Below are 12557 nucleotides of genomic sequence, written 5' to 3' on the forward strand. Positions count from 1 at the left end.
CAGTATGGTTAGCCACCAGAACTGGATAAACTCGGCAAAACTTCAATCATTTAACAGCAGAGCTTGATAATGGACCTGTTGCAGGCGATGAGCGTCTACGTGAAGGTCGTGGAAGCCGGAAGCATGACGGCGGCCGCGTTGCAGTGCGAAATGTCCACCACCATGGTCGGAAATCACCTGCGCGCACTGGAGCAACGGCTCGGCGTGCAGCTGCTGCAGCGCACCACCCGCCGCCAGCGGCTGACCGAATTCGGCAGCGTTTACTACCAGCGCTGTCTGGACGTTCTGGGTTTGGTGGCCGACTCCGAACGTCTCGCCGAACAGGCCCTTGATGAACCCCGTGGCCTGCTGCGCATCACCGCGCCGCTGACCTTTGGCGTCGAACGCCTGGCCCCGGCACTCAGCGAGTTTTCCCTGCAATACCCGCAGGTGAAAATGGATGTGGTGCTGACCAACAGCCGACCGGACCTGCTGGAAAGTGGCCTCGACGTGGCGTTTCGGCTGGGGCATTTCGAGCAGTCGAACCTGATCGCCCGGCCGCTGATCGACTACACCCTGACCGTGTGCGCCTCGCCGGCCTATGTCGCCCGGCGCGGCATGCCGATCACCCCGAACGACCTGCAACAACACGACTGCCTGTCGTTCGCCTACCCTGCCGGCGACGACTGGCAATCGGTGGAAAAACGCTGGCGCCTCAGCGGCCCGCACGGAGAGATTCTGGTCGACGTCAGCGGCCCGATGCTGATGAACACCTCGGCCGGCCTGCATCAGGCAGCGCGCACCGGCATGGGCATCGTCATGCTGCCGGACGCGCTGGTGGAACAGGACCTGCGCGACGGCAAACTGGTGACGGTGATCCCCGATTACCAGCCACCGAGCCGTCCGTTGCATTTGCTGTACGCGCCGGATCGTTATCGTTTGCCCAAGCTGCGGCGCTTCGTCGAGTTCGCGATGAAAACCTGGGGCAGATCCTGACCCGGTTGCTATCGACTACGCTCCGATGATTGCCGACAAGGATGCTGCTATCGATGAAAAACGACCTTACCGTACGCGATCTGTTGCCCGACGAAGTGGAGCCAGTTCGGCTGTTTCTTGGGCAAAATGGCTGGAGCCACCGAACAGGCTCCAGCGACTACTTCGCTCAACTCATCGAAAACTCCCAACGCACTGCCGTCGCACTGAGCGGCGAGAAGATCATCGGTTTCGCCCGAGGCATCACCGATGGTTTGTCCAACGGCTATCTGTCGATGGTCGTGGTCGATGACCAGTATCGACGCGCCGGCGTCGGCCGCGCGCTGGTCGAGCATGTCATGGGTGACAACCCGGAGATCACTTGGGTACTGCGCGCCGGACGTGAAGGTGCGGAGGCGTTTTTTGCCAGTTTGGGGTTTGAAACATCGGTGATTGCCATGGAGCGCCCGAGGCTTAAGCAACACATCTGAATCAACTCCCGCTTTTCACCAACACCGGCTTCTCCTGATAACGCTGCGCGAACAATTGCTTCAACTGCGCGACCTTGGGCATGTCGTTGATCACGATGTACGGATAAGTCGGATGTTCGGTCAGGAAGTCCTGGTGGTAGTCCTCCGCCGGGTAGAAACCGTTGTAGGTTTCCAGTTTCGTAACGATCGGTTTGCTGTAGGCATGCGCCGCGTCGAGTTGGGCGATGTAGGCCTGCGCCACCCGTTGTTGATCGGCGTTGACCGGGAACAATGCCGAGCGATATTGCGTACCGCTGTCCGGCCCCTGGCGGTTGAGTTCGGTCGGGTTGTGGGCCACCGAGAAGTAGATCTGCAGCAGGCTGCCGTAGCTGACTTGCGTCGGATCGAAGGTGACTTGCACTGACTCGGCATGACCGGTGTCGCCTGCGCTGACCCGTTCATACTCCGCCGTATCCGCCGCGCCGCCGGCATAACCCGAGACGGCTTTCTGCACGCCTTTGACGTGCTGGAAAACCCCTTGCACACCCCAGAAGCAACCACCGGCGAACACCGCCGTTTCGCTGTGCGCCTGAGTGGTTTCGTCGAGGGCTGGCGGCGGGATGACCACCGCGTCCTCTGCACCGAAAGAGAACGCCGAGCATTGGCCGATCACACCCGCCATGGCGACACCGAGCAACACACGGCGCCAGTTGTTTTGAGCTTTCATGTTGCGCACTCCCGATCAGCCGAAGGTGAAGGCGTAAGCCGATACGCCCGGGTCAAGAAATTCGATGGTGAAGGTCCGATCCTTCACCGCATCGGTTTGCCGCACCAATTGGTACAGGCGCTGCTCGGTCACACGGCCGCTGCCATCCGCGGCGACATCGACACCGTGGGCATCACCTGGCGCCTGACCATCAATCGACACTTTGAAACGCACCGGTTTGCCATCCGCCCCCGGGCCCAGCACCAGATGCAGGTCGCGGGCATGGAAGCGATAGACGATGCGGCTGGCCGGCGCGCTGGCGGTAGCGCGTTCGGCACCGACGGCCCACTGGCCACCAAGGCTCCAGTCATTCAGCGTCAGGTTGACCGGTGGGTTATAGGTCGCCACCTTGTCAGGCACCAGGCCGGTTTCCGGTACGAAATGTTCCGCACGCTGGTAGCCGACATAGGTTTCCGGTGACAGCACCTGATTCATATCCGGCGCCTGTTGCACGCCTTGGGCGTCAGCGTTGATCAAGCCGTCGGCGACGGTTTTCGCCCCGGCTTCACGCAGTAACTGCTGGATGACCCGCTCCGATTCGGCGTAGTCGCCTTCGCCAAAATGGTGGTAACGAATCCGTCCCTGAGCATCGGCAAAATAATGCGCCGGCCAGTATTCGTTGTTGAAAGCGCGCCAGATCTTGTAGTCGTTATCGATGGCCACCGGGTAGTTGATGCCCAGCTCCTTCATGGCCTTAGTGACATTGCCCACATCGCGCTCGAAAGCGAACTCCGGGGCGTGCACGCCGATCACCACCAGGCCTTGATCGCGGTACTTCTCGGCCCACGCTTTGACGTACGGCAGCGTGCGCAGGCAGTTGATGCAGGAGTAGGTCCAGAAATCCACCAGCACCACTTTGCCCTTTAATGCCTGAGCGTCCAGCGGTGGCGAATTGAGCCATTGCACGGCGCCGTTGAGCGGCGGTAAGTGGCCTTCGACTGGCAATGTACCCGGAGCCTTGTCGGCGACTTTCATGGCTGCGCCCGCCGCGGGAATCTGCGCCACCATCGTGCCGTTGCCAGCGGGAGATTTGCCGGAGAGTTGGCCCACCAGTGCCTGTTCAATGCCGCCCGTGGACGCCGTCGACAGCCGCGCCAACAGCCCGGTATCGAGGCCCAGCGCAATCGCCGCGACACCCGCGAGCATCGCCGCCCCCAACCCGCGCCGGATCCATTCACCGGTGCCAATCGAGCGCTTCATCAACGCAAACACCTTACCGCCCAGCAGCAGCGCCGCCGCCAGTGAAGTCGCGGCGCCCGCCGCGTAGGCGAGCAACAACAGCGTGGTGGCGATGCTTGCCCCTTGCAGCGCGGCGCCGGTCAGAATCAAACCGAGGATGGGCCCGGCGCACGGCGCCCAGAGCAGCCCCGTGGCAACACCGATCAGAAACGAGGCGCCGGGACGCGGACGATTGTCCTGGCCCGCGGCTTCGGACAGCCGACTGCCGGCCGAGACCAGCGGTCGCGTCAGGCGCTCGGCGAGGCGTGGCAGCAGCAGCGTCAGCCCGAACAGTGCAACGAACAGCAACGCGAGCCAGCGCCCGTACTGATTGACTTGCACCACCCAACCGCCGCCCACCGCCGCCAGTGTGGCGACGAGGGCGAAAGTCAGCGCCATCCCGGTCAATAGCGGCAAGCCACTCTTGATAAACGGCTGCCCGCTGCGAGCGAAGACAAAAGGCAGAACAGGCAGGATGCACGGACTGACGATCGTCAGCACACCGCCCAGATAAGCGAGAACCAAGAGCCACATGGTGTCGTCCTGTAGAAAGTGAAGATCGAAAAAGTGCCATGGCTCATGCCGCCACGGGTTTGAACGTCATCGCCAGGCCATTCATGCAATAGCGCAGGCCGGTCGGTTTCGGGCCGTCATCAAAGACATGCCCCAAGTGCCCGCCGCAGCGCCGGCAGTGCACTTCATTGCGGACCATGCCGAAGGAACGGTCCTGACGCGTGGCCACCGCCTGTTCCAGCGGTGCCCAGAAACTCGGCCAACCGGTGTGGCTGTCGAACTTGGTTGCCGATGAAAACAGCGCCAGGGCACAGCCCGCGCAGGCGAATGTGCCGCTGCGATGTTCGTTGTTGAGCGGGCTGGTGTAGGCCCGTTCAGTGCCTTCTTCGCGCAGGATGGCGTATTGCTCATCCGAGAGCAGCGAGTGCCATTCGCTGTCGCTATGGGTCACCTCAAACGCCTCATCCGCTTGCGCCTGCTCGACCAGCGCGGTGCCCGGGGACAATTTTGGCAATACACCCGCCACCAGGGCTGCGAGCCCCAGCCCGCCGCTCGCTACGAGAATCTGTCGCCGTGAAAACATGGCCGTCTCCAAAAATTCCAGGTGCCTGTCATGGAACACAGCCTAGGCTTGGGTTGATCGCCAAATCCTCACGGGAAGTTAACGAATTCGTGATAACTCGCCCCGAGGAAAACCCGCACAATGCACTCATTGCGCCGAAGGATTGAGCTTGATGGAACCGACCAGACGCATCCTCGTGGTCGAGGATGATCAACACATCGCTGACCTGATTTGCCTGCACCTGCGCGACGAGCATTACGACGTCGTGCACAGCGCCGACGGCGATGAAGGCATGCGCCTGTTGCAGCAGGGGCAATGGGATGCGCTGATCCTCGACCTGATGCTGCCGGGCGTCGACGGCCTGGAAATCTGCCGCCGCGCCCGGGCGATGGCGCGCTATACGCCGATCATCATCACCAGCGCGCGCTCCAGCGAACTGCACCGCATTCTGGGTCTGGAACTGGGGGCCGACGATTACCTCGCCAAACCGTTTTCCATGCTGGAGCTGGTGGCCCGGGTCAAAGCCTTGCTGCGCCGGGTCGACGCCATGGCGCGCAATCTGAAGATGGACGCCGGCAGCCTCAGCCTCGATGGTCTGAACATCGACCCGATCACCCGCGACGTCACCCTCAATGGCGCGCGTCTGGACCTCACTCCGCGAGAGTTCGACCTGCTGTATTTCTTCGCCCGACAACCGGGCAAGGTCTTCTCACGCATGGACCTGCTGAACGCGGTGTGGGGCTACAGTCATGAAGGTTACGAGCACACGGTCAACACCCACATCAATCGCCTGCGGGCGAAGATCGAAAGCGATCCGGCACAACCGACCCGCATCCTCACCGTGTGGGGTCGCGGCTATAAATTCGGCACGGAACAACCATGAGACTGAACCTGTCGCAGCGCCTGTCGCTGGTGTTCGCCGTTTTGCTGCTGGTGTGCTGCGGCACCTCGGCATGGCTGCAAGTGCGCTCGAGCAAGATGCATGAACTGGAAGTGGTGCAAGGCCTGTCGCGGGATCTGGCGCAGCACATCGCCCATGACACGGTGCTGATGGACAGCAATGGCCTGATGCCCGGCGCCGTGCGCGAACTGTTCAGCAAGCTGATGCTGGTCAACCCGAGTGTCGAGGTGTACCTGCTCGACAGCGAGGGGCGGATTGTCGGCAACGCGGCGCCGGAAGGCCATCTGCGCCGGGAAACCGTCGATCTGGCGCCGATCCGCCGCCTGCTCAATGACCAGCCGCTGCCGATCCTCGGTGATGACCCGCGCAGTGCCGACGGGCGCAAGGTGTTCAGTGCCGCGCCATTGAAGGTCAACGGCAAGTCCGCCGGTTATCTGTACGTGGTGTTGCTCAGCGAAGAACACGATCGCTTCGCTGAACGGGGCGCGACCAGTGCCGCACTCAATACGGCGTTGCTGTCGATCGGGCTGGTGGCGCTGTTGTGCCTGATCGCGGGTCTCACGGCGTTCAACCTGATTACCCGACCCTTGCGCCGATTGACCGAAACCGTCAGCCGCTTCGACATTGATGGCACGCCGCAACCGCTGCCCGCTCCGTCAGCAGCTGTGGATAAAAGCGCTGACCCGGATGAGATCGCCGTGCTTGATGGCGCCTTCCGCCAAATGCAAAAACGCCTCGGTGAGCAGTGGCGCTCATTGACCCGCCAGGATCAGGAGCGACGCGAACTGGTGGCGAATATCTCCCACGACCTGCGCACGCCACTGGCCTCGCTGCACGGTTATCTGGAAACCCTGTCACTCAAGGACGCTACGCTCACCGCCGAAGAACGCCGCCGCTATCTGGGCATTGCGCTGGATCAGAGCCGCAAGGTCGGCGGGTTGGCGCAATCGCTGCTGGAGCTGGTTCGTCTGGAACACGGTTTCGTGCAACCGGTACTGGAACGCTTTTCACTGATCGATCTGCTGCAGGACATCTTCCAGAAATTCGAACTGGCCGCCGAAGCCCGCCATGTCGAACTCAAGGCCAGCTTCGTGCCCAACCTGCCAACGGTCTGCGCCGACCTCGGGTTGATCGAACGGGTGCTCACCAACCTGGTGGATAACGCCTTGCGCTACACGCCTGCGGGCGGTGAAATCGAGCTGGATGTGAAACCCCTGGGCGTCTTGGTCGAAGTCACCGTCAGCGACACCGGCCCCGGCATCGCTCCGGAGCTGCGCGAAGGTCTGTTCCTGCGTCCGTTCAATATTGGCGGGGCGCGACGTGACGGCGGACTGGGTCTGCGCATCGTCCACCGTATCCTGCAACTGCACGGGCGTGAGATTCAGTTGATCGATGTCGCCGGGCGCGGGGCGACTTTCCGCTTCACGCTGCCGACCGATCAGCAAACCGCGGAACAGTGGATGGTGCGCTCGATGAACCTGAACACGCCGGACAAATAATCCGCACCACCGGACTGTTGTTCCGTGACAACGCCGCCCCGCTCCCCTAAATTAACCGGCCTGAAAAAGACCTCGCGCTTTCTCGTTTCCACTCAAGTTAAAAAAGTAGTGAAATTTCAATGTCCGATTTCAACACCGCTGAATCCGTAGTCACCGAATCGTCCAAAGCGGAATACGAAAACTCCATCAATCTTTCACAACACCTCCCACAAGCCAAAATCATCAGCGAGATGGTGCTGGACGCTTTCCAGTCGACCCGCGAAAGCGACCAGATCCGCGAACTGCGCGCCGCGATCCGTCAGGCACACGACAGCTTCGACGACGACAAGGCCTATGAGCTGATGGGCCAGCTCAAGGCGCTGAAAGACGCCGAAGCCGCCGACCTCGCCGCCCTTGAAGACCTGAGCAGCAAGTTCTCGATCGGCCGCATCCTGTCCTGCTTCAAGGACGATCCGGCGTTCCAGGAAATCGTCTACGGCCTGGCCCTCAAGGTGCTGAACCAGACCCACCAGGCGATCAGCAACCCGAGTGGCGGCAAGGGCAAAGCTGCTCGCGCCAAGAAAGAAGTCGAAATCTTCACCATCAGCAAGGACGGCAGCAGCGTGACCCTGCCGCTGCGCACGCCGCGCTCGCGCATGAACGTTGACCGTGAGGCGCTGGAGTTCCTCGGTTTCACGTTTGTCGGTGAAGGCGAAGAAGCCGAGCTGGAAGGCGAAACCTTTGTCGACAACGCCGGCACCGAACACGCAATCAACCGCAAGAACATCATCACCGCACTGCAACAGCAGACGGCGTTCGAGGGTTACAGCATCGCCGCGCAGTAAATCCGGCGCCGACAAAAAAGCCCCGCTCTGAGATTCAGGCGGGGCTTTTTTTGGGCGTTGCGGCGGTCAGACTTCCGGCTGTACCGCAACGATCATGTCGACCTCGATCGCAGCATTCTTCGGCAACTGATAGACACCGACCGTGGTGCGGGTGTGCCGGCCAGCATCGCCGAGCACATGGCTGAACACGTCCGATGCGCCGTTGGCCACCTCGCTCAGGTCAACGAAGTCCGGGGTCGACTTCACATACACCGTGACCCGTAATAACGCCCGGATCTTGTCCAGCGAACCCACCGCATCGACGATCAGTGCCAGGCAGCGCATGGCACTGATGCTCGCGGCTGCCTGGGCATCCTTGAGCGTCAACTCCAACCCGACGCGACCGGGATACAGAATCCTGCCATTGACCCGCGGCACCATGCCGCTGATGTACAACTCATCGCGATGACGGATCAGCGGCGCGTAATTGCCGCCGGCAGTGTTCTCGCCATAGATGTCGTAGTTCAGCTCTTGTGCCAGGGCAATGAAGCGTTCGTCGCAGGTCATCCTCTCAGTCATTTCGCCCAGCCTTTTGATCAGTGCATGAAGAACCGCAGGTTAAGACCGATGATTGCCGGAGATTCGATTTGTGGCAGGTCATCGACATAGTTGGATCCAAATCTAGGTGTTTCACGAAGTGATAGCAACCGGCCGCTGAGGCATCCTTCGCCACATTTTCACGGTGTGCCGCCATCTCTGCGACGCCCTGCATTAACTCAGCAAACAGATCGCGCTTTTTCATCCAAACCTGCCCCATTAGAAAATAGCCTCTGGGATCCTAACTAATGAAAAGTTTTCTGAAGGTAGGAGATCTCTCTATAAGCAGACAGTCGTTTCCCAAAGACACGCTCAACCTTAAATAGCACCCAACAAAAAACCCCGCACATCTCTCAATGTGCGGGGTTTTTCGTGAAGCCATCGAGCCTTACGGCGCGTACGTCAGCAGCAGCTCGGCCGGCACCTTGAAGTCCAGGGACATCATGACGCTCAGGGCGGTGATGGTGAAGATCGAGAACACGAACAGCTTGCGTGCCCAGACCGTGTCATCCACCGCCTTGTAGCCGGTCCAGGCCATGTACAACCAGTACATGCCCATGGCCGCGGCAACGGCGAGGTAGCTCATGCCGGCGTAACCGCTGAAAGTCAGCATCAAGGTCGCCACGAGGAACGCCAGGATGTAGAGCAGGATGTGCTTCTTGGCCACTTCGATTCCGCGCTTGACTGGCAGCACCGGAATCGATGCGGCCAGGTAGTCGTTGAAACGGAAGATCGCGATGGCGTAGGAATGCGGCATCTGCCACAGGCTGAACATCACCAGCAGGGTCAGTGCGGCCATGTCGAAGCTGTTGGTCACGGCAACGTAACCGATCACTGGCGGCATGGCGCCCGACAGACTGCCCACCAGCGTGCCGTGAACCGACTTGCGCTTGAGGTACAGGCTGTAGAAGCCGACGTAGATGATGAAGCCGATTACCGCGAACAGGGCGGCCAACGGGTTGGCCACCTTGTACAACAAGGCAACGCCGAGAACACCCAGGATGGTCGCGTAGACCAGGGCCAGTTTCAGGGAGATCAAGCCCTGCACCAGCACCCGGTTCTTGGTGCGTTCCATCTTCAGGTCGATGTCGCGGTCGATGCAGTTGTTGAACACGCAACCGGAGGCCACAACCAGGGAAGTGCCGATCATGGCGGCCAGGAACACCGCCAGATCTACATGCCCTTTCGAGGCCAGGAAGAACCCGCCTGCCACAGAAAGCACGTTACCGAAAATGATCCCCGGTTTGGTGATTTGGATAAAGTGCTTGAGCGACATCGGGTCTACCTCACTTCGCCATCATGTACGTGTGGATGCTGAACATGATCCACAGCGACAGGCCAACCAGCAGCAGGATCACGATGGCCGTAAAGACAAACGCGATCACGTTGTTACGTTGTGCAATCGAACGGTCCAGGTGCAGGAAGTAGTACAGGTGAACGATCACCTGGATTACCGCGAACAGCAGGACGATTGCCAGCGTCGTGGACTTCGGCAAGGTCGGGTACATCACCAGGCCGAACGGGATGACGGTCAGGATCACCGACAGGATGAAGCCGATGGCGTACGACTTTACGCTGCCGTGGCCAGCATCATGGCTGTCATGGGAGTGTGCATTAGCCATTACAGGGTCCCCATCAGGTAAACAACGGTGAATACGCAGATCCACACCACGTCCAGGAAGTGCCAGAACAGGCTCAGGCAGCTCAGACGGGTCTTGTTGGTCGCCGTCAGGCCGTGCTTGTTGACCTGGTACATCATGATGCCCATCCAGATCAGACCCGCGGATACGTGCAGACCGTGGGTACCGACCAGGGTGAAGAACGCCGACAGGAAGCCGGAACGGCTAGGACCGAAGCCCTCGGAGATCAGCAGGTGGAACTCGTTGATCTCCATGGCGATGAAGCCTGCGCCGAGCAGGAAGGTCATGAACAACCAGCCCAGAACCTGCTGCTTCTTGCCTTTGTACAACGCCAGCATGGCGAAGCCGTAGGTGATCGAACTGAACAACAGCAGAGCGGTTTCGCCCAGCACGTATGGCAGTTCGAAGATGTCGTGGCCCGACGGGCCACCGGCGACGTTGTTTACCAGTACTGCGTACACCGCGAAGATCGACGCAAACAGAATGCAGTCGGTCATCAGGTAGAGCCAGAAACCGTATACGGTCATCTCGCCCGAGTCGTGGTGATGGTCATCGTGCCCATGGTCACCATGGGCGTGTCCAACATTGGTCACTAAGTTCGACATGGTTTAAGCCTGTTCCAACGAGGTTACACGGGTGGCATTGGCCGGGATTTTCCCTGCCGCGACCAGACGCTTGTGCTGCTCGGCTTCGATGCGCTCGATCGTTTCAACCGGAACCATGTAGCCCTGGTCGTCACGTGCCGCGTGGATCACGAAGTAGATGACAGTGCCGGCCAGGCTGGCGATCGCCAACCACCAGATGTGCCAGATCATCGCGAAACCGAAGACGGTCAGCAGTGCGCCCATCACCACGCCAGTGGCGGTGTTGTTTGGCATGTGGATCGGCTCGTACTTGGCCGGAGCCTGGTACGCAGTACCGTTTTCCTTGGCTTCGGTGAACGGGTCGATGCAGTCAGCCTTAGGCAGCACAGCGAAGTTGTAGAACGGAGGTGGCGACGAGGTCGACCATTCCAGAGTGTGGGCATTCCACGGGTCACCGTGTTCGCACATGTTCTCTGGCTTGTTGCGGTCACGCACACTGACGTACAGCTGGATCAGCTGGCAGGCGATGCCCACGGCGATCAGGATCGCACCGAACATGGCCACGTACAGGTACGGTACCCACTCAGGGTTGGTGGTGGCGTTCAGACGACGGGTCATGCCCATGAAGCCCAGTGCATAGAGCGGCATGAACGCGACGAAGAAGCCCGAGATCCAGAACCAGAACGCTGCTTTACCCCAACCTTCGTGCAGCTTGAAGCCGAACGCTTTCGGGAAGTAGAAGCCGAAACCAGCGATGTAGCCGAATACCGCGCCGCCGATGATCACGTTGTGGAAGTGCGCAATCACGAACAGGCTGTTGTGCAGAACGAAGTCAGCACCCGGGATGGCCAGCAGTACGCCGGTCATGCCGCCGATGGCGAAGGTCACCATGAAGCCCAGGGTCCACATGACCTGGCTGGTGAAGCGCAGACGGCCCTGGTAGATGGTGAACAGCCAGTTGAACAGTTTCACACCCGTCGGGATGGAAATCAGCATCGTCGCCAGACCGAAGAAGGCGTTGACGCTGGCACCCGAACCCATGGTGAAGAAGTGGTGCAGCCAAACCATGAAGCCCAGTACCGAGATCGCGCCCGAAGCGTAGATCATCGAGTGGTGGCCGAACAGTTTCTTGCCGGTGAACGCCGAGATCACTTCCGAGAAGATGCCGAATGCCGGCAGGATCAGGATGTAAACCTCAGGGTGGCCCCAGGCCCAGAACAGGTTGACGTACATCATTGGATTGCCACCAAGTTCATTGGTGAAAATGTGGAAATCCATGTAACGGTCGAGGGTCAGCAGTGCCAGGGTAGCGGTCAGGATCGGGAACGAAGCCACGATCAGGACGTTAGCCCAGGTGCAGGTCCAGGTGAAGATCGGCATGTCCATCAGTTTCATGCCAGGGGTACGCATTTTCAGTACGGTGGCGAGGAAGTTGACCCCCGTCAGCGTCGTACCCAACCCGGATAGCTGTAGCGCCCAGATGTAGTAGTCCATCCCCACGCCAGGGCTGTATTGCAGACCCGACAGCGGCGGATAGGCAACCCAGCCGGTCTTGGCGAATTCGCCGACGCCCAGGGACAGGTTGATCAGCACAACGCCGGACACCAGCAGCCAGAAGCTCAGGGAGTTCAGGAACGGGAAGGCAACGTCACGCGCGCCGATCTGCAGCGGCACTGCAAGGTTCATCAGGCCGGTGAAGAATGGCATCGCCATGAAGATGATCATGATCACACCGTGAGCGGTGAAGATCTGGTCATAGTGTTCAGGTGGCAGGTAGCCAGGCGAACCCTCGGTGGCCATGGCCAGCTGGGTACGCATCATGATCGCATCGGCAAAGCCACGCAGCAGCATGACCATGGCAACGATGATGTACATCACGCCGATTTTCTTGTGGTCGACCGACGTCAGCCACTCGGTCCACAAGTAGGTCCACTTCTTGAAGTAGGTGATTGCAGCGAACAACGCCAGACCACCGAGCGCGATCATCGAGATGGTGACCATCACGATCGGCTCGTGGAAAGGGATCGCTTCCCAACTTAATTTACCAAACATC

At 60.1% G+C, this 12557-nt stretch carries 13 protein-coding genes; 5 read left to right on the top strand and 8 right to left on the bottom strand.

The window, feature by feature from the left end; translation table 11 throughout:
- The first annotated feature begins 69 nt into the window (after positions 1–69).
- Positions 70–975, top strand: coding sequence for a LysR family transcriptional regulator (locus GTQ41_RS21780; protein WP_047296368.1), 906 nt, complete (start codon positions 70–72; stop codon positions 973–975).
- A gap of 53 nt (positions 976–1028) precedes the next feature.
- Positions 1029–1442 carry a GNAT family N-acetyltransferase gene (locus GTQ41_RS21785; RefSeq protein ID WP_047296369.1) on the top strand — a complete coding sequence of 138 codons (414 nt, stop codon included), beginning with the start codon at positions 1029–1031 and terminating at the stop codon, positions 1440–1442.
- A gap of 1 nt (position 1443) precedes the next feature.
- Here GTQ41_RS21785 and msrA read toward each other — a convergent pair whose 3' ends face one another.
- Genes msrA through msrB form a run of 3 tightly spaced genes read right to left on the bottom strand, consistent with a single transcriptional unit; the run spans position 1444 to position 4501 of the window.
- Positions 1444–2148 carry a peptide-methionine (S)-S-oxide reductase MsrA gene (msrA, locus tag GTQ41_RS21790; protein WP_047296370.1) on the bottom strand — a complete coding sequence of 235 codons (705 nt, stop codon included), beginning with the start codon at positions 2146–2148 and terminating at the stop codon, positions 1444–1446.
- A 15-nt stretch (positions 2149–2163) separates the two neighbouring features.
- A complete protein-coding gene (locus GTQ41_RS21795; RefSeq protein ID WP_047296371.1) occupies positions 2164–3939 on the bottom strand; it encodes a cytochrome c biogenesis protein DipZ in 1776 nt (591 codons plus the stop codon).
- 43 nt (positions 3940–3982) lie between these two features.
- Complete coding sequence (msrB, locus tag GTQ41_RS21800) at positions 3983–4501, bottom strand: peptide-methionine (R)-S-oxide reductase MsrB (protein WP_041071767.1); 519 nt, start codon at positions 4499–4501, stop codon at positions 3983–3985.
- Between the two features lie 151 nt (positions 4502–4652).
- Here msrB and GTQ41_RS21805 point away from each other — a divergent pair, with 151 nt between their 5' ends.
- The 3 genes from GTQ41_RS21805 to GTQ41_RS21815 all read left to right on the top strand — a co-directional run bounded on the left by GTQ41_RS21805 (position 4653) and on the right by GTQ41_RS21815 (position 7704).
- Complete coding sequence (locus tag GTQ41_RS21805) at positions 4653–5363, top strand: response regulator transcription factor (RefSeq protein ID WP_041071765.1); 711 nt, start codon at positions 4653–4655, stop codon at positions 5361–5363.
- Positions 5360–6880: a HAMP domain-containing sensor histidine kinase gene (locus tag GTQ41_RS21810; RefSeq protein WP_047296372.1), complete on the top strand. Its 1521-nt coding sequence runs from the start codon at positions 5360–5362 to the stop codon at positions 6878–6880. Before GTQ41_RS21805 ends, GTQ41_RS21810 begins: the two co-directional genes overlap by 4 nt.
- Positions 6881–6999: 119 nt before the next feature.
- On the top strand, positions 7000–7704 hold the full coding sequence (locus tag GTQ41_RS21815; protein ID WP_047296374.1) for a hypothetical protein: 705 nt from the start codon (positions 7000–7002) through the stop codon (positions 7702–7704).
- Positions 7705–7770: 66 nt separating this feature from the next.
- Here GTQ41_RS21815 and GTQ41_RS21820 read toward each other — a convergent pair whose 3' ends face one another.
- The 5 genes from GTQ41_RS21820 to cyoB all read right to left on the bottom strand — a co-directional run bounded on the left by GTQ41_RS21820 (position 7771) and on the right by cyoB (position 12556).
- Positions 7771–8262: a RidA family protein gene (locus tag GTQ41_RS21820; RefSeq protein WP_041071759.1), complete on the bottom strand. Its 492-nt coding sequence runs from the start codon at positions 8260–8262 to the stop codon at positions 7771–7773.
- 406 nt (positions 8263–8668) lie between these two features.
- Positions 8669–9556, bottom strand: a complete 888-nt coding sequence (cyoE, locus tag GTQ41_RS21825) for a heme o synthase (RefSeq protein WP_003227980.1) — start codon at positions 9554–9556, stop codon at positions 8669–8671.
- A gap of 10 nt (positions 9557–9566) precedes the next feature.
- Positions 9567–9902 carry a cytochrome o ubiquinol oxidase subunit IV gene (gene cyoD / locus GTQ41_RS21830; protein WP_041071757.1) on the bottom strand — a complete coding sequence of 112 codons (336 nt, stop codon included), beginning with the start codon at positions 9900–9902 and terminating at the stop codon, positions 9567–9569.
- Positions 9902–10525: a cytochrome o ubiquinol oxidase subunit III gene (gene cyoC, locus GTQ41_RS21835; RefSeq protein WP_003227982.1), complete on the bottom strand. Its 624-nt coding sequence runs from the start codon at positions 10523–10525 to the stop codon at positions 9902–9904. The genes cyoD and cyoC overlap by 1 nt, the downstream gene beginning before the upstream one ends.
- A gap of 3 nt (positions 10526–10528) precedes the next feature.
- The gene (gene cyoB, locus GTQ41_RS21840; protein WP_047296376.1) at positions 10529–12556 is read right to left on the bottom strand and encodes a cytochrome o ubiquinol oxidase subunit I; all 2028 of its coding nucleotides are present in this window, start codon (positions 12554–12556) and stop codon (positions 10529–10531) included.
- Between the last annotated feature and the right edge of the window lies 1 nt (position 12557).

The organism is Pseudomonas sp. AN-B15, from assembly GCF_019056475.1.
Taxonomy (GTDB): Bacteria; Pseudomonadota; Gammaproteobacteria; order Pseudomonadales; family Pseudomonadaceae; genus Aquipseudomonas; species Aquipseudomonas parakoreensis.